At 66.6% G+C, this 20489-nt stretch carries 21 protein-coding genes; 12 read left to right on the top strand and 9 right to left on the bottom strand.

Annotated features, from left to right (window positions below; translation table 11 throughout):
- Window positions 1-54: 54 nt before the first annotated feature.
- Together N825_RS29845 and N825_RS29840 are read right to left on the bottom strand one after the other, a co-directional pair.
- The gene (locus N825_RS29845) at window positions 55-768 is read right to left on the bottom strand and encodes a GntR family transcriptional regulator (protein WP_198038961.1); all 714 of its coding nucleotides are present in this window, start codon (window positions 766-768) and stop codon (window positions 55-57) included.
- A gap of 136 nt (window positions 769-904) precedes the next feature.
- Complete coding sequence (locus N825_RS29840) at window positions 905-2011, bottom strand: ABC transporter substrate-binding protein (RefSeq protein ID WP_084165181.1); 1107 nt, start codon at window positions 2009-2011, stop codon at window positions 905-907.
- A 347-nt stretch (window positions 2012-2358) separates the two neighbouring features.
- Here N825_RS29840 and N825_RS29830 point away from each other — a divergent pair, with 347 nt between their 5' ends.
- The 7 genes from N825_RS29830 (at window position 2359) to lon (ending at window position 10385) form a co-directional block, all read left to right on the top strand.
- Entirely contained in the window at window positions 2359-3210 is an 852-nt protein-coding gene (locus tag N825_RS29830) for an alpha/beta hydrolase (protein ID WP_037459936.1), read from the top strand.
- A 36-nt stretch (window positions 3211-3246) separates the two neighbouring features.
- On the top strand, window positions 3247-4650 hold the full coding sequence (locus N825_RS29825; protein ID WP_051513549.1) for a UbiD family decarboxylase: 1404 nt from the start codon (window positions 3247-3249) through the stop codon (window positions 4648-4650).
- Window positions 4647-6032, top strand: coding sequence for a UbiD family decarboxylase (locus tag N825_RS29820; RefSeq protein WP_051513547.1), 1386 nt, complete (start codon window positions 4647-4649; stop codon window positions 6030-6032). The genes N825_RS29825 and N825_RS29820 overlap by 4 nt, the downstream gene beginning before the upstream one ends.
- Window positions 6029-6253: a hypothetical protein gene (locus tag N825_RS37145; RefSeq protein WP_051513546.1), complete on the top strand. Its 225-nt coding sequence runs from the start codon at window positions 6029-6031 to the stop codon at window positions 6251-6253. Before N825_RS29820 ends, N825_RS37145 begins: the two co-directional genes overlap by 4 nt.
- A gap of 185 nt (window positions 6254-6438) precedes the next feature.
- A complete protein-coding gene (locus N825_RS37140; RefSeq protein WP_198038960.1) occupies window positions 6439-7365 on the top strand; it encodes a glycosyltransferase family 2 protein in 927 nt (308 codons plus the stop codon).
- Window positions 7366-7532: 167 nt separating this feature from the next.
- Window positions 7533-7952, top strand: coding sequence for an Hsp20/alpha crystallin family protein (locus N825_RS29810; RefSeq protein ID WP_037459879.1), 420 nt, complete (start codon window positions 7533-7535; stop codon window positions 7950-7952).
- A gap of 12 nt (window positions 7953-7964) precedes the next feature.
- Window positions 7965-10385 carry an endopeptidase La gene (lon, locus tag N825_RS29805; protein WP_037459878.1) on the top strand — a complete coding sequence of 807 codons (2421 nt, stop codon included), beginning with the start codon at window positions 7965-7967 and terminating at the stop codon, window positions 10383-10385.
- Window positions 10386-10401: 16 nt separating this feature from the next.
- Here the strand turns inward: lon and N825_RS29800 are convergent, their stop codons facing one another.
- On the bottom strand, window positions 10402-11130 hold the full coding sequence (locus N825_RS29800; protein WP_037459875.1) for a ThuA domain-containing protein: 729 nt from the start codon (window positions 11128-11130) through the stop codon (window positions 10402-10404).
- A gap of 132 nt (window positions 11131-11262) precedes the next feature.
- On the opposite strand from N825_RS29800, the gene N825_RS29795 reads away from it, so the two are divergent.
- Window positions 11263-11520 (top strand): hypothetical protein, encoded by a 258-nt coding sequence (locus tag N825_RS29795; protein ID WP_037459873.1) that lies wholly within the window; start codon window positions 11263-11265, stop codon window positions 11518-11520.
- Between the two features lie 19 nt (window positions 11521-11539).
- On the opposite strand, the gene N825_RS39295 is transcribed toward N825_RS29795, so the two are convergent.
- Together N825_RS39295 and N825_RS29790 are read right to left on the bottom strand one after the other, a co-directional pair.
- A complete protein-coding gene (locus N825_RS39295; RefSeq protein WP_157619630.1) occupies window positions 11540-11713 on the bottom strand; it encodes a hypothetical protein in 174 nt (57 codons plus the stop codon).
- Window positions 11714-11912: 199 nt separating this feature from the next.
- Window positions 11913-13223 (bottom strand): Nramp family divalent metal transporter, encoded by a 1311-nt coding sequence (locus N825_RS29790; protein WP_037459871.1) that lies wholly within the window; start codon window positions 13221-13223, stop codon window positions 11913-11915.
- Window positions 13224-13434: 211 nt separating this feature from the next.
- Here N825_RS29790 and mntR point away from each other — a divergent pair, with 211 nt between their 5' ends.
- The gene (mntR, locus tag N825_RS29785) at window positions 13435-13881 is read left to right on the top strand and encodes a manganese-binding transcriptional regulator MntR (protein ID WP_037459869.1); all 447 of its coding nucleotides are present in this window, start codon (window positions 13435-13437) and stop codon (window positions 13879-13881) included.
- A 60-nt stretch (window positions 13882-13941) separates the two neighbouring features.
- Here the strand turns inward: mntR and N825_RS29780 are convergent, their stop codons facing one another.
- Both N825_RS29780 and N825_RS29775 read right to left on the bottom strand, forming a co-directional pair.
- Entirely contained in the window at window positions 13942-14823 is an 882-nt protein-coding gene (locus tag N825_RS29780) for a cold-shock protein (protein WP_342666057.1), read from the bottom strand.
- A 77-nt stretch (window positions 14824-14900) separates the two neighbouring features.
- Complete coding sequence (locus tag N825_RS29775) at window positions 14901-15335, bottom strand: nucleoside deaminase (RefSeq protein ID WP_084165185.1); 435 nt, start codon at window positions 15333-15335, stop codon at window positions 14901-14903.
- Window positions 15336-15520: 185 nt separating this feature from the next.
- Between N825_RS29775 and N825_RS29770 the strand changes: the two genes are divergently transcribed.
- From N825_RS29770 to rsmD, 3 genes are all read left to right on the top strand, one after another.
- On the top strand, window positions 15521-15730 hold the full coding sequence (locus tag N825_RS29770; protein ID WP_037459867.1) for a dodecin: 210 nt from the start codon (window positions 15521-15523) through the stop codon (window positions 15728-15730).
- Window positions 15731-15841: 111 nt separating this feature from the next.
- Window positions 15842-16783, top strand: a complete 942-nt coding sequence (locus tag N825_RS29765; protein WP_084165179.1) for a pseudouridine synthase — start codon at window positions 15842-15844, stop codon at window positions 16781-16783.
- Window positions 16764-17315: a 16S rRNA (guanine(966)-N(2))-methyltransferase RsmD gene (gene rsmD / locus N825_RS29760; RefSeq protein WP_037459866.1), complete on the top strand. Its 552-nt coding sequence runs from the start codon at window positions 16764-16766 to the stop codon at window positions 17313-17315. Before N825_RS29765 ends, rsmD begins: the two co-directional genes overlap by 20 nt.
- On the opposite strand, the gene mutL is transcribed toward rsmD, so the two are convergent.
- Both mutL and N825_RS29750 read right to left on the bottom strand, forming a co-directional pair.
- A complete protein-coding gene (gene mutL, locus N825_RS29755) occupies window positions 17312-19138 on the bottom strand; it encodes a DNA mismatch repair endonuclease MutL (protein ID WP_037459864.1) in 1827 nt (608 codons plus the stop codon). The two genes, rsmD and mutL, sit on opposite strands and share 4 nt — an antisense overlap.
- A gap of 52 nt (window positions 19139-19190) precedes the next feature.
- Window positions 19191-20483 carry a pentapeptide repeat-containing protein gene (locus N825_RS29750; RefSeq protein WP_037459862.1) on the bottom strand — a complete coding sequence of 431 codons (1293 nt, stop codon included), beginning with the start codon at window positions 20481-20483 and terminating at the stop codon, window positions 19191-19193.
- Window positions 20484-20489: the final 6 nt, after the last annotated feature.

Here is a 20489-nt window from a genome sequence, read left to right as displayed (position 1 = left end):
CTTCGGTCTGGTGCGGGTCTGGCCCCTTCATCCCCGGACTCGCGCGGAATTTCCCTACCCGTCGCCCACTCCCCCCGCGTCGAAATAGTCCAAGTGCCGCTCCGCCGTGTCCCTGATGTGGCGTTCCAGAACGGCGACGGCCTCCGCCGCGGCGCCGGCCATGACCAGTTCGCACAACTCGTCGTGATCGCCCTTGGCGCCCACGGTGGCGCCGAGGTTGGGGGAGGCCAGCCGGCGGTAGCGGTCGGTCTCCGCGTACCAATGGGCGACGGCCTGGACCAGCGTGGGAACGCCGCTGCCCTCCACCAGGGAAATGTGGAAGGCCCGGTGCAGCGTTTCCCAGCGCTCGTCGATCGGACGAAGGTCTCCGACCTTGCTGTCGAGCGGTTCGAACTCGGCATAGGCGCGCTCCACCGATCGCAGCCACGCCGGACCGCCCAGTTCGAGCGCCTTGCCCAGCAGCCAGGGCTCCATCCGCTGGCGCAGGAGCATCAGCCCGACCAGCCGGTCGCGGTCGGCCTCCGCGACTCGGAAGCCCATCTGGGGCTCGACCACGACCAGCCCCTCCCCCAATAGGCTCCACAAGGCCTCGCGGATCGGGGTGGCGCCGACATCGTAGCGCAGGCGCAGGTCGCGGATCGACAGCCGCGCTCCCGGTGGCAAGGCCAAGGTCAGCACGTCGCGCCTCAAGGCGTGCCGGACGGTGCTGGTCAGCGTTTCCGCAGCTCCATCCCCAGCCCCTCCCAGGGGGAGGGCGTGCGGGACCATGAATTCCACTTCGGCCTTGTGGCGCTTGATCATCGGCGGGTGGGCGCTGAATTCGGAGGATATTACCGATCTTCCCGCGCCACCGCTTCCCTGTCGACCCATGATTTCGGCCGAGCCGGTCATGTCCGGCGCGCGCTCAGGTCTCTTCCCCCAGGTACTTCCGGTACGGCTTGGCGTTGGCTTGGGCCGCCGCCCATTCCTCCGGGGTGAAGGTCAGCTTGCCGATGAAGTCGTTGGTGAGGAGGTCGCCGACCTTCGGGGGCTTCTCGCCCGGTGCCGCCACATATTTCATGACCAAATCGGTCATGGTCTCGTAGTCCGTGGGAACCGCGTAGCCGATGCTGTTCTTGAACGCCGGCTCGTGCAGCATCGAATTGTTGAAGATGCCGACGCCCAGACGGATCTGCTCGACGCCCGTCGCGGACAGGCCCGCCTCCGGAACCTGCTGGAGGAACAGCTTGATCGCCTCCTCCGGGTTCAGCATCGTGAACTTGATCGCCTGCAGCAAGCCGCTGGCGATGTCGGCGCACAGCTTTGGCTCCTTGTTCACCATCTCCGGCTGGGTCAGCAGGGCGTTGTTGTAGAGCGTCAGGCCGAAATCGTTGTACAGCATCGCCCGCGCCTCGAAGCCCTGCGAGACCAGCGGCGGGATGAAGGAGACCGCGAAGCCGGACATGCAATCGACTTGGCCAGTCACCAGCAGCCGCTGGCGGACATTGGGATCGGTCTGGACGATATTGACGGTCTTCATGTCGAAGCCGGTCATCTCGGCGAACACCGGCAGGAACGGATGCTCGCCGGACGTCACCACCGACGCCATCCTCTTGCCCTCCAGATCCTTGGGCTTGTGGATCGGGCTGTCCTTGAGCAGGCAGATACCCATGGTCGCGTCGTATCCGGCGCAGGCGAGCGAGACGAGCGGCACGCCCTTGGCCGCCTGCTGGATCGCCGCCGAGGGCGCCGCCAACCCGAACTGGAACTGCCCCGCGCCGATCGCCTGGGCGGCGGCCACCGAGCCGTACCCCCGGCTGATCGCCACGTCGAGGCCCAGCGCATCCCAATATCCCTGGGCCTTGGCGACATAGGCGTAGGCGTTGCCGCCTTCCGCGAGGAACGGCAGCGTGAACGAGATCTTCCGGCGTTCCTGGGAGTGGACCCGGCGGCTCATGATCATCGGTGCCGCCAGCACCGACCCGGCCAGCATGGACCCGACCAACAAACCCCGTCTGGTGATTTCCGGCATGACATCCCCTCCACCGTGTGTCGCTGGACCACGGAGGGTCAGCAAGCGATGTGCCAAGGGAATTCAGGCTGTTATCGGGGTGACTTGGGGAGCGAAGCGGCAAACGCCGCCTCAAGGCTGGGCTTCGGCGCCTTCCCGCGCGCGTTGTCGATAATGCGCGATCCAGCGGCGCCCGGAGCGCGCTTTATCGGCAGCCGGTCGATTTCATACCGTATACCGGCCACCGTCATCGGGGCGGGCGGCCCTGTTCGGCCCATGGCATACTGCTTGCTCCTGAAACCGAGGCAAGCCTCGAAAGCCATGGGTCCCAGAAGGTAATGAGCGAAAACAACGGACATCAGGCCGCCATGTCATCGAAGGACGGGCCATCGAACGACTGGCTGAAGCTGCCGCAAGCCGAGCGCGACGCCGCGTATAACAATGGCGCGGCGGTCGCCAACAGCAAGGCCCACAGCGCCGAACGCAACGCCGCCTCCGCCGAGTTCCGCGCGCGGCGTCCCGCCAAGCTGGACCTCGCCTATGGCGCATCCGAGCGGCTGAAGTGGGACCTCTACCCCGCGGCCGACCCAGCGGCGCCCTGCCTCGCCTTCATCCATGGCGGCTATTGGCAGATGAACAGCCGGGAAGGCTTCGCCTGTCTGGCGGAAGGCCCCCTGGCCCAGGGTTGGTCGGTGGCGATGCCCAGCCACACGCTGGCGCCCGACGCCAGCCTGACCCAGATCGTCGCGGAGATCCGCGCCGCCTTCGACTGGCTGGCGGCCCACGGCGTGGAACATGGCGTCGCGGGTCCCATCGTCGCCGCCGGATGGTCGGCCGGCGGGCACCTGACCGCGATGGTGCTGGACCATCCCGCCGTCGCCGCCGGGCTGGCGATCTCGGGCGTCTACGAGGTTGGGCCGATCCGCGACACCTATCTAAACGAAAAGCTGGCCTTGACCGACGCCGAGATCGAGACGCTGTCGCCGATGCGGCTGCCGGTCGTCCAGAAGCCGCTGATGGTCTCCTACGGCGCCGCCGAACTGCCGGCCCTGGTCGCCAATTCCGAGGAGTTCCACGCGCTCCGCGCGGCGGCCGGAGCCACGGGCGCGCTGGTGCCGATCACCGGCGCCGACCACTTCACCGTGCTCGACGAATTGCGCTCGCCCGACGGCATCCTGACCCGCCGTCTCGGTGAGTTGATACCCACCCACCGCCCTTAAAGCCCACCGCCCCTGAAGCGACCTGAGGAAGAGACGTTGGTTCAGCACCCCCCCTTCGACCGCCAATCCCTGCGCGGATTCCTGGACTTCGTGGAGCGGGAGTTCCCGGACGACCTGCTGCGGATCAAGCAGCCGGTCAGCAGCACCTTCGACATGACGTCCGTCGCGTTCGAACTGGAGAAGATGGGGCGTGACCCGGTGCTGGTCTTCGAGAAGGTCGAAGGCTTCGACATGCCCGTCGTGACCAACGTCGCGGCCAGCCGCAAGCTGCTGGCCGCCTGCCTCGGCGTCGAACCCGGCGACCTGCCCACCGCCTTCCGCGAGCGTTGCCAAACCTACATCCCGTGCGAGACCGTGGACTGGGCGCCGTGGAACGAGGTCGTGATCGAGGGTGACGACGTCGATCTGACCAAGCTGCCGATCCCGCTCCAATTCAGCGTCGACGCCGCACCCTACATCACCGCCGGCCAGATCGTGGCGCGCGACCCCGTCACGGGGGTCGACACCACCGGCTTCCACCGGCTGATGTTGAAAGGCAAGAACCGGCTGGGCATCTCGCTGCACTCGCGCCGGCGCATGTACGAGTTCCACCGCCGGGCGGAGGAGCGTGGCCAGGCGCTGCCCGCCGCGATCACGCTGGGTATCCATCCGCTGCACTACATGGGGTCGATGACCTACGCCTATCCCCCCGGCGTGCGGAAGTTCGAGATCATCGGCGGGCTGTTCCAGGAGCCGTACCGGCTGGCCCGCTGCGGCGTCCAGGACTTGGAGGTGCCCGCCGGCGCCGAGATCATCATCGAGGGCGAGATCCTGGCGCGCGTCCACGAGCCGGAAGGTCCGTTCGGCGAGTTCACCGGCTACGCGTCCTATCGCAGCACCCAGAACGTGTTCGTAGCCCACCGGGTCCGGATGCGGCGCGACGCGCTGTACCACAGCGTGGTTTCCGGCATGGCGAAGGATCACATCCTGATCTCCTGCGTCACGCGGGAGGGCGAGATCCTCAACACGCTCCGGCGCAACCTTCCCAACGTCAAGGCGGTCCACGTGCCGCACACCACCTGCGGCGCCTTCATGGCAATCATCTCCATGAGGAAGACCGCCGAGGGCGAGCCTCAACTGGCGGTGATGGCGGCGCTGGGAACCGAGCTGTACACGAAATACGTCATCGTGGTGGACGAGGACGTCGACATCTTCGACATGAACGACGTGATGTGGGCGATCGCGACGCGGGTCCGGGCGGAGAAGGACATCTTCATGATTCCCAATGCCAAGGGCGCCATCCTGGACCCGACCTCCGATCCGGAAACCTTCACCCTGACCAAGATGGGCATCGACGCCACCCGCCCGACCGGCAAGGACTTCGCCGAACGGCTGGTGATCACCGAGGAACAGCGCGGTCGCGCCCGCGACATCCTGCGCGCCGCCGGGCTGCCACTGTGACCGCCGCGACGGAGGTCCGGATCGAGGCGGAGGCGGGTTTCGAGGACTTCCGCGGCATGCTCGCCCGCATGGAGCGGGAGGGGCAACTCCGCCGCATCGCCAAGCCGGTCAGGCCGCAGCACATCACGGCGCTGACCGGCAAGGCCCCGACGGCCCTGATGTTCGACGCGGTCGAGGACTATGGCATCCCGGTCGTCGGCGGGCTGTTCTGGACGCGCGCCAGAACAGCCTCCGCGTTGGGCTGGCCGGAGGGAGAGCTTGGCCGGCGCTTCGCGGCGGGCGTCGCCAAGCCGCTCGCGCCCACCATCGTGACCGAGGCGGCATGCCAGGAGCGGGTCATGCTGGGCGATCAAGTCGACCTGACCAGCCTGCCGATCCCGTTCATGCACCAGAAGGACGGCGGTCCCTACATTTCGGCCGGGGTCGCCTTCGCCGACGATCCCAAGCTGGGGCCGAACGCCGGATGCTATCGCCTGATGTTCCGCACCCGGCGCGAGATGACGATCGACCTGTTCACCGCGTCCGACCTGCGCCGCCACTACACCCAGTATTTCGAGCGCGGCGAGCCGATGCCGGTCGCCATCGCCATCGGCGTCCACGCCTTCGAGCACATGGCCGCCGCCTACAAGGCGCCGGCAGGCGTCGACGAGATGGAGATCGCCGGCGGCCTGCGCGGCAAGCCGACACGTCTGGTACGGTGCCGGACGATGAACATCCGCGTGCCCGCCGATGCCGAGATCATCCTGGAGGGCGAGTTGCTGCCCAATGGCTGGACGGCGGACGAGGGACCGTTCGGCGAGTTCGCCGGCATGCAGGGCGATCTCAAGCACAACCCCATCTTCCGCGTCAACGCCATCACCCACCGCGCGCGACCGATCTTCTACGCCCTTCAGATGCCGTGGGAGAACGACTGGCTCAACGGCCCGGCTACGGAGGCGGCCTGCTTCCGCATCCTCGGCATGATCGGCGTCCAGGTCACATCCGTCCGCGCCACCGAAGGCGGCTGCTGCGGCTGGTCGATCGTCGTGGCGATCAGGAAGCGCGCCGGAGAGGGCAAGAACGCCATAGCGGCTCTGCTGTCGCTGCCCGTGGTCAAGCAGGTGATCGTGACCGACGACGACATCGACATCGACGATCCGGCGCAGGTCGAATGGGCGGTGACCTTCCGCTGCCAAGCCGACAAGGACGTGGTGGTGCTGTCCGGCCTGAAGGGCAAGCATGTCGATCCCAGCGTTCGCCCCTGGGAACTGCCACCGGGCCAACTGCCGATTACCTCGAAATTCGGTATCGACGCCACCATTCCCGAAGGCATTCCCGCCTTCCGCTACGAGCGCATCGAACCCGCGTTCAAGGACGCGGTCAGGCTGGAGGATTACCTGTGAGCGTTCCACCCTCCGCGTCGCCGCAAGCCTCCCCGCTGGTCGCCCGGCTGGAGGCACTGCTTGGCGGCGGGCCCGTGTTCTTCCATGAGGTGCTGGAGGCGCTGGGCGACCAATCCTACCGGGCGGTGCTGAACGCCTGGAGCGACCTGCGTGAGGCCCACGCACTCGACCGTGACGAGCGCGGCCGGTATCGGCTTGGCCCTCCTTCCAAATTTGGGTGAGGACCGGCGAAAAATAGTTGCAGGTTGAATGAACGACCTCCGCGTTTGTTTGTGGCGATGGTTTTCCCCCGTCCCAGGAACACGATCGTCGGACGTGACTCCGAAAGCCTAGCTTCAGTCGGAATGAAGCCGTCAAAATGACGAGGTTTTGGGGTAGCGAGATCGGCGACGTGGAAGGAGCGATCATGATCAGTGTCATAATGCCAGCCTACAATTCGGAGGCCTTCATCGTCGAAGCCGTGGAGAGTATCCTCAATCAGACTTTCCAGGACTTCGAACTGATCATTTCCGACGATGGCTCAAGCGACCGCACACTTGAGATCGCGCGGTCGTATGCCGCCAAGGACCCCCGGGTGAAGGTCATCCAGGCCGATCATGTCGGAGCCGCCGAGAATGGCAACCGATGCCTGCGAGCCGCGAAGTACCCTTGGGTGGCTCGCATGGATTCGGATGATATCTCCCTGCCGGATCGCTTGGCGGTGCTCGCCGAGGCGGTGCGCGCGAACCCAGAGGTCGTGCTGTGGGGCGCCTGGGCCGGACTGATCGACCGGTGGAGCCGACGGATGCGGCAGGTCAGGCTAGGTCCGGAGACGCAACAGGATTATCTCGATGCCCGGAAGGACGGGCGGGTGATCCTGGTGGTCAGCCCGACCTGCATGTTCCGCCGGGACTTGGCGCTCGACCTTGGCGGCTACGATGACCGCATGGACGGTGCCGACGATGTCGAGTTGATGAACAGCTTGGCCGAGCTTGGACCGGTGCGGGTGATCCCCCGTGAGATCGCGCTGTATCGGCTGCATGGCGGCAGTGTCAGCGCCACCCGCTTCCTACGCCAGCACCGCGTCCTCCAATACCTCCACCAGCGCAATCTCGCCCGGCTGCGTGGCTCGGACCTGACGATCGAGGAATTTTGGCGCGACCTGGAGGCGCAGCCGCTGTCACGGCGGATGGCGCGCTACCTGGATGACAAGGGTCGGATCCATTACCGGAACACGATCATGCATCTGGCTGAGCACCGCTTCGCGAAGGCGATATGGTCCGCCGGCATGGCGGCCGTTTGCAACCCAAGCCACATGATGCGCCGCGCCGGTCGCCGGCTCGCGTCCCACTGAGCGGCCCCCGCACGGGGCCATCGGTTCCAGGATCGGTTTCAAGGGCGGGCGCGATGCGCGCCACGCCGGGCTGATCTCCACGGCATACCCCATGCCATTCCCTCGACTTCGCCAGTCGCATGCCCACTTGAGAAGGAAGTGACTATTTCTCAGGAGGGGAAGGCAAGATGCCGTCGCGTGACCCCCGTATCTGGATGTGGGCGGAAGCCCTCGACATGATGGACAAGGCGGAGCGCATGCACCGCCAGTTCTTCCAACCCGGCGTTCCGGGCAATCCCGGCTCCGCCCGCCGTCCGACGTGGCAACCGCCGGTCGACTTGATCGAAACCGCCGAGGAATACCTCGTCGTGGTGGCGCTCCCCGGCGTGCGTCCCGATCAGGTCCAAGTGGTGATCGACGGTGGTGTGCTGACCGTGGTGGGCGAACGCGCCCTGCCGGTGTCCGGCAAGGCCGGGCTGATCCACCGTATGGAAATTCCCCACGGCCGGTTCGAACGGCATATCGAATTGCCGCCCGGTCCGCTCGAACTGGGCCGGCGCGAACTCGCCGATGGCTGCCTGGTGCTGTCCCTGCGCAAGGTGGGCTGAGGAGTCGATGACATGGCGACGACCACACTGAACGACATCACGAATTACCCGAGTTCCCCCAATCCCGGCTCCAACGCTTCGAGCCCAGTTGGGGGCACCGCCGGTAGCACCCCCGAGGGCGGGCTGATCCTGCCGGACGACGCCTTGGCCATCGTGCCGGTTCGCAACCTCGTCCTGTTTCCGGGCGTCGTCCTGCCGATCACGGTCGGACGGCCACGTTCCATCGCGGCGGCCCAGAACGCGGTGCGGTCGGAGAAGCCGATCGGAGTCGTACTCCAGCGCGACGAGACCGTCTCGGAACCGAGCGGCCTCGACCTGCATCGGGTCGGCACCGTCGGCGGCGTGCTGCGTTATCTGACGGCTCCCGATGGTACGCACCACGTGGTGACCCAAGGGCAGCAGCGGTTCCGCATCCTGGAATACCTTGACGGCTATCCGTTCCTGGTCGCCCGCGTCCAGATGGCTCCCGAACACGAGACCATGGACACGGAGATCCTGGCCCGCTTCCACAACCTGCGCCAGCAAGCGGTCGAGGCTGTCCAGCTTCTGCCCCAGGCGCCGCAGGAGTTGCTGGCCGCCGTCCAGAACGTCCCGACCGCCTCGGCCTTGGCCGACTTGGTCGCCAATTACATGGATCTGAAGCCCGAGGAGAAGCAGGAGGTCCTGGAAACCTTCGACCTCGCCCGTCGGCTCGAGAAGGTCGGCAACTTCCTGGCCCACCGCCTGGAGGTGCTGCGCCTGTCGCGCCGGATCAGCGAGCAGACGAAGGAAACGATGGACGAGCGCCAGCGCGAATACGTGCTGCGCGAACAGCTCCGCACCATCCAGAAGGAACTGGGCGAGACCGACGCCAAGCAGGTCGAGATCCAGGAACTGTCCGAAGCCATCGCCAAGGCCGGCATGCCGCCGGAGGTCGAGGCGCAGGCGACCAAGGAACTGCGCCGGCTGGAGCGGATGCCCGAGGCCGCCGGCGAATACTCGATGGTCAGGACCTACCTGGACTGGCTGATCGAACTGCCGTGGTCGAAACAAAGCGAAGGCGCGATCGACATCGCGGCGGCGCGCCGCATCCTGGACGAGGATCACTACGGGCTGGACAAGATCAAGCGCCGCATCCTCGAGTTCCTGGCGGTGCGCAAGCTGAACCCCAACGGCCGCAGCCCGATCCTGTGCTTCGTCGGCCCGCCGGGCGTCGGCAAGACCTCGCTGGGCCAGAGCATCGCGCGGGCGACCGAGCGGGAATTCGTCCGCGTCAGCCTGGGTGGCCTGCACGACGAGGCGGAGATCCGCGGCCACCGCCGGACCTATGTGGGAGCGTTGCCCGGCACCATCATCCAGTCGCTGCGCAAGGCCGGCACCCGCAATCCGGTGATGATGCTGGACGAGATGGACAAGCTGGGCCAGGGCTTCCACGGCGATCCCTCGGCGGCCCTGCTGGAGGTGCTGGACCCGGAGCAGAATGGGACGTTCAAGGACAATTACCTGGGCGTGCCGTTCGACCTCAGCGCCGTGCTGTTCATCGCGACCGCCAATGTGCTGGACAGCATCCCAGGCCCCTTGCGCGACCGCATGGAGGTGATCGACCTCGCCGGCTACACCGAGGAGGAGAAGCTCGAAATCGCCAAGCGGTATCTCGTGCGCCGTCAGTTGGAGGCCAATGGCCTGTCCGCCGAGCAGGCCGGCATCACCGACGACGCGATCCGCGAGATCATCCGTTATCACACCCGGGAAGCCGGTAACCGCAACTTGGAGCGGCTGATCGGCGGTGTCTTCCGCAATGTGACCATGCGGATCGCGGAGGGCGACATCGAGCGGATGATCGTCGGTCCGGATCAGGTGACGGAGATCCTGGGCCCGCGCCGGTTCGAGAGCGAGACCGCGATGCGGACCAGCGTTCCCGGTGTCGCGACCGGATTGGCCTGGACACCCGTGGGCGGCGACATCCTGTTCATCGAGGCGACCCGGACGCCGGGCGGCGGACGGCTGATCCTGACCGGTCAGTTGGGCGACGTGATGAAGGAGAGCGCGCAGGCGGCGCTCAGCCTGGTCAAGTCGAGGCCGGAGCTCCTGGGCGCCGAACCCGTCGAGTTCGACAAGTTCGACATCCACGTCCACGTGCCGGCCGGCGCCATCCCCAAGGACGGCCCCAGCGCCGGTGTGGCGATGTTCATGGCGCTGGTCTCGCTGCTGACGGGCCGGACGATCCGCAGTGACCTGGCGATGACTGGCGAGATCAGCCTGCGCGGTCTGGTGCTGCCGGTCGGTGGCATCAAGGAGAAGGTGCTGGCGGCCCAGCGGGCCGGCATCACCACCGTGATGCTGCCGGCCCGCAACCGCCGGGATTACGAGGAGATCCCGGAGGCGGCGCGGAACGCGCTCAACTTCGTCTGGCTGGAACGGGTCGATGACGCCATGGCGGCGGCGCTGACGTAAGCCGCCAACTCTATGCTCAGGTGGGGTCCAACGGCTCCAGCGGAGCGCTCCGGCCGAACTGGCGCGGCGCCACATCGCGTGGCGCCGCCCAGCGCACCGCGTTGGAGATCACCCGTAGCACGTTGGGGTCGTGGTATGTCGGATAGGTCTCGTGGCCGGGGCGGAAGTAGAAGATCCGCCCTTGTCCACGATGGTAGCAGCAACCGCTGCGGAACACCTCGCCCCCCTGGAACCAGCTGACGAACACCAACTCGTCGGGCGGTGGGATGTCGAACGGTTCGCCGTACATCTCCTCCGGCTTCAGGTCGAAATGCTCCGGGATGCCCTCGGCGATGGGATGACCGCGCGCGATCACCCATAGCCGTTCGCGCTCCCCGGCGACGCGGTGCTTGAGGTGGCAGGTGGTGCCCATCAGCCGAACGAAGATCTTCGAGAAATGGGACGAGTGCAGCGGGATCAATCCCATTCCGCCCAGCACCCGCGCCTGGACCCGGTCGACGATGGCGTCGGCGACATCGCGGTGGTGCCGGTGTCCCCACCACAGCAGCACATCCGTCTGGTCCAGCACCGCCTCCGTCAGGCCGTGCTCAGGCTCGTCCAGGGTGGCGGTGCGGACCTCGTGACCCGCCGCGCGCAAGGCGGCGGCCAGCGTTTCGTGCATGCCGTCGGGATAGAGCGCCGCGACTTCGGGGTTTGCCTTCTCATGCCGAAACTCGTTCCAGACGGTGACCCTGACCGGCTTCATGCTTCCTTCCCTTCCACAATCATGCCGCGGCGCGCAAGCACACCTTTTGAATATGGGAACTTAGCGTCGCGGCACCGGTTGCACGACGAACCCGTCAAATCTTAACCGTCCTGTCATCAGGAGACCATGCCCATGGGGCTGTTCAGGCATCGCCCGAAGCCGGTCGAGCATCTGCGGAAAGACGCGCGGACGCCCAACGGCACGATCTGGACGTGTTTCGCCACCCCCGAGGAGGAGGAGGCGCTGGACGAGCCGGAGATCGTCGATCGGAACTATCTGCTGAATAGCGGTGATATCGTCAACGTGAAACCCAATGCCAGCCGCCGTCGCTTCAGCGTGCGGGTCAAGGACCGGTGCGATCGGCTCGTCTCGATCTCGAAGATTCGCTGAACCGAACAGCCCCGCGGGTTTACTGCTCGACCTTGTCTAGCAGCAGTTGAACCTCGGCGATGGTTCTATCGTAATCCGCCTTCGCGGCGGCGGAAGGCGTCGAAGCCTTGAATTCATACAGCTTCGTGATGTAATCGCGAAGGGCCCCGGCGACATGGCCGCGCAGTTCGCCCTCCACTGTCAGGGTCGTCATCACGTCAACCTCTACGCGGTGATGATGAGGAGCAGTAGGATCGAGATCGCGACCGAGGAGATCACGATCACGTGGTTCATGTTGTTTTCCACGGTAGCCCCCGTTTGTGAAATCGGATCCATCAGGTGAGTCAATAGCCCGCCCGCGATGATTGTTCCAGATATCCTTCGTTATCGAGGGATGGGGCAACCGGCTGGGATCAACCTTCCAGGCCGGGGATGGAGACGCCGAAGGTTTGCAGCAGCAGCACCATGTTGAGGCTCAGCACGACCGCGCCGCCCGCCATCGCGACGATGCGGGTCAGGCGGGCATTGACGAATCCTCCCATGATCTCGCGATTTCCGGTCAGCATCACCAAGGCGATCATCGGCACCGGCAGGGCCATGCTCAGGATCACTTGGCTGACCACCAGCGCCTGGGTCGAATCCACGCCCAATCCCACGACGATGAAGGCCGGCGCCATGGTGACAAGCCTGCGGAACCAGAGAGGGATGCGGAAGCGGAGGAAACCCTGCATGATCATCTGCCCCGCCATGGTTCCCACGACGGAACTGGACACTCCCGAGGCGATCAGCGAGACCAGGAAGATCGTCGCGGCCCCGGCACCCAGCAGCGGCGTCAGGGTATGATAGGCGGTCTCGATCTCGCCAACCTCCGGATGGCCGGCGTGGAAGGCGCTGGACGCCATCACCACCATGGCGATGTTGACCATGCCGGCGACGGCCAGGGCAACGACCACCTCGCGGTTCGAGAAGCGCAGCAGCATGCGCCGCTCGGCGTCGTTCCGGGTGATCACGCGGCCCTGTGTCAGCCCCGAATGCAGGTAGATGGCGTGCGGCATGACGGTGGCGCCGATGATGCCGACGGCGATCGCCAAGGCCGCCGCGTCGGGTATGCGGGGCGTCACCGCGCCGAGCGCCGCTTGGTCCCAGGCGACCGGAGCCAGCAGCATCTCGATCAAGTAGCACAGGCCGATCGCCCCGACGAGACCGCCGATGATCAACTCCATCGGGCGGAACCCCTTGCTCTCGAACAGCAGGATGCCATAGGTCACGATGGCGGTGACCACCATCCCGGCCATCAGCGGCATGTCGAACAGCAGCGAGAACCCTATCGCTCCACCCAGGAACTCGGCCAAGTCGGTCGCCATGGCGGCGACCTCGCTGACCGCCCACATGACCAGGACGACGGGCTTGGGAAAGCGATCCCGGCATAGTTCCGCCAAGCTCTTGCCGGTGACGATGCCGAGCTTCGCCGAGAGCGCCTGGAACAGCATGGCGATCAGGTTCGCCATGATGACGACCCACAGCAGCGTGTAGCCATAGCGAGCGCCGGCCTGGATGTTTGTCGCGAAGTTGCCGGGATCCATATAGGCGATCGACGAGATCACCGCCGGCCCGACAAACAGCAGCGAACTCATCACCCCACCCCGCCGACGTCCCGACAGGACATCCTGGATCGCTCCGGATGTCCTGTCCGATAGCGACTGGGCGGCCGCAGCGTTGTTCATCGGCTGCGACCCTTCAGGTTTTGCCATGGCTAAAGTTTTTTGCATGAGCAATCAATTGTCATCGCTTGGGCAATCCGTCAAGTTGCCGTTTTAGCGAAAAAAGGTCATTGAAGGGGGCTTCGGGACAACCAACTCGGAGCCACGGAAACAACCGGGGTGTCGGCCAGGATTTGGGCTGGGTTTTCGGGCCAGGGTATTGGGGAGGAAGGATTTGACGGAGACGAAGGCGGACACGAGGCCGGATCGCCGTGCCGCTGCGTTCGCGCGCATCAGGGACGCCCATCAGACCGAGGTCGCGGAAGATTACGTGGAGTTGATCGACGACCTGATCGCCGAACGCGGAGAGGCGCGTCTGGTCGATGTGTCGGCCCATATGGGCGTGACGCACGCCACGGCGGCCAAGATCATCGCCCGCCTCAAACGCGAGGGCTTGGTGCTGAACCGGCCATACCGGTCGATCTTCCTGACGGAGGATGGGACGCGCATGGCCAATATGGCCCGGCAGCGTCACCGGGTCGTCTTCGACTTCCTTCGCGCCATCGGCATCGACCGGGAAACCGCCGAAGCCGACTCGGAAGGCATGGAGCACCACGCCAGCGACCAGACCTTGGCCGCGATGGAGCGTCTCACCGCCGAAATCCTGAACCGGCGCACATAAAAAGGGGCGCGGACCCTACGGCCCGCACCCCCCATTTACTCGAAACTCAACCTGGGATCGTTACAGCGCTTCGATGCTGACCGCTTCCAGACCCTTCTGACCCTGCTGGACCTTCATACGGACCCGCTGGTTTTCCTGCAACGCACCCGTCCCGGACCTCTCGACCGCGGTGATGTGGACGAACACGTCCTTGCCACCGCTGTCGGGAGCGACGAAGCCAAAGCCCTTGGTGGTGTTGAACCACTTGACGGTGCCTTCGACCTCCTCCGCGCCCGCGCTGGAGACGGAACCGCGGTCGTTGCCGTAACCGCCGCCGCCATAGGACGGACGATCGTTGCCGTAGCCGCCACCGCCGTAACCACCGCGATCGTTGCCGTAGCCGCCACGATCATTGCCATAGCCGCCGCGGTCGTTGCCGTAGCCACCACGATCGTTGCCATAGCCGCCACGGTCATTGCCGTAGCCGCCGCGGTCGTTGTTGCCATAGGCCGGGCGATCGTTGCCGTAAGCCGGGCGCTCGTTGCCATAGGCCGGACGCGGAGCGCCGCCCATGCGGGGAGCGGGACGGGCCGCGTCATCGCGACGCGGACGAGGGGACGCGGTCGAGACGTCCACATCGTAGATCCGGCTCACCTGATTACCCTTCTGGCCCGCGACAAGATCGACCGTCACGGTCGATCCCTCGGGCAGGCGATCATGCCCAACCGCCGTCACGGCGGATGCGGGCAGGAACGCGTCGGGCGACCCGTCATCGGGTGCCACGAAACCGAACCCCTTGTTGGGGTCGAACCACTTGACTGTCGCCTTGATCTTTTCGGCGACGGGAGTTTGCTGCTGGAAATTATGACGCGGGGCGTTGAAGCGCATGGGATAGCCGATCCGTGGAGTCTCGAAGGTCGCGCCCTGGCCGCCGAACACGTCAAGAGGTTCATGGTTTCCCATGCCCCCGTGGGTGAGCCCTCGCCTACCCATCCCTGCCATGCCCGACCCAAAACGCGCCTACAACCTGTTTACATTCACTAGCGCCGCTGACGGAAAAACACCCTCAACAGCTCCGCCGCCCGACGCTCCCCCAGCCCGCCATAAGTCTCGGGAACGTGGTGGCAAGTCGCCTGGTGGAAGAAGCGGGGCCCATGTTCGACCCCACCGCCTTTTACATCATAAGCCCCGAAGTACACTCGACGCAACCGGGCAAAACTGATTGCCGCGGCGCACATGGCACATGGCTCCAAAGTCACGTATAGATCACAATCCGGAAGGCGAGGCTCCCTTCGATCGGCGCACGCCGAACGGATGACCAGAAGCTCCGCATGGGCGGTCGGATCGGCCAACTCCTCCGTCCGATTGCCCGCCGCGGCCAGCACCCGCCCGCTTTTCGACTCGATTATCACGGCTCCGACCGGCACCTCTCCCCGCGCCGCGGCGGCCTCGGCCTCGGCGAACGCCAGCGCCATGGGGGTTATCGCTTTCGGATCGGCGGAGGCCTTGGTCATGGCCGCACACTGGCAAGTAATGGGAGACCGCGTCAAGCCGGTGAGACCGCCGCCCGCGGCAAACTGGCGGCTCCCGCCCCGCATGGTTGCGCGGCACGCCTCGACCGGCCCATGCTTCACCCTCAACCCCAGGGGAGCCATCCACCATGAGCGACCACGTCTATCAGAAAATCGAGATCGTCGGATCGTCGCCCACCAGCATCGAGGACGCGATCCAGGGAGCCGTCGCCCGCGCCGCGACCATGCACGACCATCTCGACTGGTTCGAGGTCGTCGAGACGCGCGGCCATATCTCGGGGGGCAAGGTCGCGCATTACCAAGTCGTCATCAAGGTCGGTTTCCGCCTGGAGGACTGACCGTCTAGGAGCCCGCACCCAAAGCGGCACGGTCCTTGCGGCGGTGTCTCCCGCCCCGTACAGTCGCGGCATGTCGATACCCATGCCGCCGCACCGGGCAGGAGCCCGCCGATGACCGATTCCGTTACCGATCCCTCGCCAGAAGAGGCGTCGGGAGGCCCCGAACGTATCGCCAAGCGCTTGGCCCGCGCGGGCCTCTGCTCGCGCCGTGACGCCGAACGCTGGATCGCCGATGGCCGCGTCATCGTCAATGGCGCCGTGCTGACCACCCCCGCGGTCGTCGTGGGTCCGCGGGATACCATCGTCGTCGACGGCAAGCCGCTGCCCAGCCTGGAGCCGACCCGCTTGTGGCGCTACCACAAGCCGGAGGGTCTGGTGACCTCGGCGCGTGACGAGAAGGGCCGCCAGACGGTGTTCGACGTCTTGCCGGCGGATCTGCCGCGCGTCATTTCCGTCGGCCGGCTGGACCTCACGACCGAAGGGCTGCTGCTGCTGACCAACGACGGCGAGCTGGCGCGCTTCCTGGAATTGCCGACGACGGGATGGGCCCGGAAGTACCGCGTGCGCGTCAACGGCTTCGTCAATCCCGACCGGCTGATGGGCCTAGCGCGCGGCGTCGCGATCGACGGCATCCAGTATGGTCCGATTGAGGCGGTCCTCGACCGCCAGCAGGGCGCGAACGCGTGGCTGACCGTGACGCTCCGCGAGGGCAAGAACCGCGAGGTCCGCAACGTCATGGAAAGCATGGCGCTGACGGTCAACCGGCTGATCCGCGTCGCCTATGGCCCGTTCCAGCTGGGCAAGCTGGAGCGCGGCGAGGTCGAGGAGGTGCCGAAACGGGTGCTGCGCGACCAAGTCTCCAAGTTCTTCCTGGACCGGGGCGACGAGCCGGCCAAGCCGAACACCGGCACCGCCAAGGCGAAGCCGCAACCCAAGCCCCACGGCAAGCCCTTCGCGAAACCGGCCGGCAAGCCTGGCGCGCGAGGTGAAGGCGAGCGCCGTTCCCCAACTGGCGAACCACCCAAGGGCAGACATGAGACTCGTCGGCGGTAACCTGCGCGGCCGGCGCCTGGAAGCTCCGGCCGGACGCGACATTCGGCCGACCAGCGACCGCACCCGGGAAGCGATCTTCAACATCCTGGCCCACGCCGACTGGGCTCCGGAGATCGAGGGCGCCGTCGTGCTGGACGCCTTCTGCGGCACGGGCGCGCTGGGCCTGGAGGCGCTGTCGCGCGGAGCCAAGCGCGCGGTCTTCCTGGACAATGGACGGGAGTCCCTGGACCTGGTCCGGCGCAACGTCGCGGCCCTGTCGGTCGCCGGCCACTGCGACATCATCCGCGCCGACGCCACCCGCCCGCCCCGCGCGCAGGTGGCCTGCGCGTTCCTGTTCCTCGACCCGCCCTACGCCAAGGGACTGGCGCCCACGGCGTTGACGGCATTGCGTGATCGCGGCTGGTGCGCGCCCGACGCGGTCGCGGTGGTCGAGATCGGGCTGGAAGACCCCTGGGAAGCCCCCGCCTTCGCGGAGCCGCTGGACGACCGCGCCTATGGCGATACCCGGGTGCTGTTCCTGCGGGTCGGCTAACGTCGGCCGAACAGCCGTTCGATGTCGGAGAGCTTGAGTTCCACATAGGTGGGGCGGCCGTGGTTGCACTGGCCGCTGTGGGGGGTCGCCTCCATCTGGCGCAGCAGGGCGTTCATCTCATCCTGATTGAGGCCGCGGCCGGCGCGGACCGAGCCGTGGCACGCCATGGTGGAGCAGACGGCGTCCAGCCGCTCGCGCAGGCTCAGCGTATCGCCGAGTTCCGCCAATTCGTCCGCCAAATCGCGCACGAGGCCCTTGATATCCGTCTTGCCGAGCAGGGCCGGAAATTCGCGGACCACCACGCAACCGTCGCCGAACGGCTCCAGCACCAGACCGAGTTCCATCAGTTCCTCGGCGCGGGCGACGAGGCGGGCGGCCGAGGGTTCGTCCAACTCGACCACCTCGGGTATCAGCAGCCCCTGGCGCTTGACCCCGCCGTCGACCATCGCCTGCTTGAACTTCTCGTAGACCAAACGCTCGTGGGCGGCGTGCTGGTCGACGATGACGATGCCATCACCCGTCTGGGCGACGATGTAAGTATTGTGGACCTGCGCCCGCGCGGCACCGAGGGGATGGTCGTCCTGTACCGGCGCCGCCGGCCCATCGGAAAAGGCGGCGGGCCGGGCGGAGGGTTGGGCGGAGAAGCCGGTCAGCGGCGCCTGGAACGCCGCCACCGCCTCGGCCAGATCGCGCGGCACGGTGCTGGACCGTGGGGCGCCCTGGCCATACTGGAAGTCGAACCGGGTGGGCGGCATCGCCGACGCGTCGGTCCTCGGCGAGAAGGCGTCGAGTGTCGCGGTGGCGACCGTGTTGGATGCCCGGTGTCCCGCTTGCGCCAGCGCGTGCCTGAGGGCGCCGACGATCAGGCCGCGCACCAGGGCGCTGTCGCGGAAGCGGACCTCCGCCTTGGCCGGATGGACGTTGACGTCGACCTCCTCGGGGTGGATGTCCAGGAACAGCGCCAGCATCGGATGGCGGTCGCGTGCCAGGAAATCGGCATAGGCTCCCCGGACCGCGCCCACCAGCAGCTTGTCGCGGACGGGCCTGCCATTGACGAACAGGTACTGGTGCCGCGCCGTCGGGCGGTTGAGCGTCGGCAGGCCGATATGGCCGGTCAGCGTGACGGCGCCGCGCTCGGCCGCGACCGGGACGGCGTTGTCCGAGAACTCCCGCCCCATCAGGGCGCCCAGCCGGGTCAGGCGCGCGTCGAGCAACTCGCCCTGGGTGGCGGAGAGGCGCAACGGCGTTCGGCCATCGCCGGTGACGGTGAAGGAGACGCCGGGATGCGCCATCGCCAGACGCTCGACCGCGTCGACCGCGTGGTCGAACTCGGTCCGTGGCTGCTTGAGGAACTTGAGGCGGGCCGGAGTCGCGTAGAACAGATCACGGACCTCGATCCGGGTTCCCTCCTGATGGGACGCCGGCAGGACCCCGCCCTTGGCGCCTCCTTCGACCGCGATGCACCAGGCGCTGTCGGCACCCACCGCCTTGCTGGTGATCGTCATGCGGCTGACGGCGCCGATCGACGGTAGCGCCTCGCCACGGAAGCCCAGCGTGGCGATATTAAGCAGGTCCTCGCCAGGAAGCTTGGAGGTGGCATGGCGCTCGACCGCGAGTTCCAGTTCGTCGCCTGTCATGCCGCAGCCGTCGTCGGTGACCGCGATTAGGGATCGGCCGCCGTCGCGGATCACGATGTCGATCCGGGTGGCGCCGGCGTCCAAGGCGTTCTCGACCAATTCCTTGACGGCGGCGGCCGGGCGCTCGACCACCTCGCCGGCGGCGATGCGGTTGACCAGTGTCTCGGGGAGAAGGCGGATCGTCATGTCGCAAAATGTAGGCGGTGAAACGTGATCTGTCACCAGCCCTCGCGGATGATCACACCTTGAGACCAGCGGCGCCTTCCAGGTTGGCGGTCTGCATCGCCGATCGCTCGACCCTGGCGCCGAATAGCTTGGCATTGCGAAAGTCGGTCTTGGTCATGTCGGCGCCCAGCAGGTTGGCGAAGGACAGGTCGGCGCCGGCGAAACTGACTCCCCTGAGACAGGCGCCGCTCAGGTTGACGTAGCGTAGCTTGGCGCCCTCCAGGTCGGAGCGCATCGCCCGCTTCTCGTCCAGCATCAGGGGCCGAAGGTTGGCGCCGCCCAAGTCGGCATTGTTGAGCTTGGCCCGCTTCAGGTTGATGCCCCGGAGGTCGGCTCCGGCGAGCTTGCAGGTCCGGAGGTCGGCGCCCTCCAGGTTGGCGGCCTGAAGTTGGACCCCTTCGAGGTTCATCCCATAGAACACCGCCCCGCCGGCCACCACCATGGTCAGGCACATGCGGGCCAGCGAAGGACTGCCGCGCAGATCGTAGCCGGTGAGGACGAGCTTGGCGCCCTGCGCGCCACCGCTGCCGACCCATAGGGTATGATCGCGCGCCAGTTCATCCAGGGGCTTCCCGAGCCCATCGGGCGAGAGGCCGGCGGGTTGATCGGAAAGCATGTCCTCGGTGTCGGCGCCCGCCATCTCCGTCATGGTCATGGAGGCGCCGGTCAGGACCGCGCCCCGCAGGCAGGCGCCGCGTAGGTCGGCCCCGCTGAGATCGGCGCCCTCCAGGTTGCTGCCGGTGAAGTTGGCGCCACGCATGGTGGCGCGGATCAGCTTGCAGCCGCGCATGACGGCGTCGGTGAAGTCGGTGTGGAGCGCCATGGCGCCCGACAGTCGGGCGTTGGTCAAGTTGGCGCCGCTGAGGTCTGCCCCCGACGCTTCCGTCGGCTGGGTTTCCACCTGGAGGATCTTGAGGTTGCCGCCTCGATCCGTCTCGGCCAACGTACCGTCGCGAAGATCGCTCTCGAACAGGTTGGCGCCGATCAGCACGGCGCCCCGCAGGCAGGCGCCGCGCAGGTCGGTCTTGACCAGGCTGGCGTTCTCCAGGTTGGCCTGCCTGAGATCGCAGGCGAACATGGCGGCGCAGTCCAGCCTTGCGCCCGCGAGATTGGCGCCCCGCATCGCCGAACCGACGAAATCGGCATGGGCCAAGTCCCGTCCAGCCAGGCTCAGGCCGGAGAGGTCGAAGAACGACAAGGTCGCCCGCGATCCCCCCATCCGCGCGTTGCGGAACATCTCATGCCGTTTGACGACGACATCCAACTGTGCCTGATCTATCCGCGTCAGAGGACGGGACTGTGTCATAAAAAC

This window comes from Skermanella stibiiresistens SB22, from assembly GCF_000576635.1.
Taxonomy (GTDB): domain Bacteria; phylum Pseudomonadota; class Alphaproteobacteria; order Azospirillales; family Azospirillaceae; genus Skermanella; species Skermanella stibiiresistens.
This window is presented reverse-complemented; position numbering and strand designations above follow the sequence as displayed.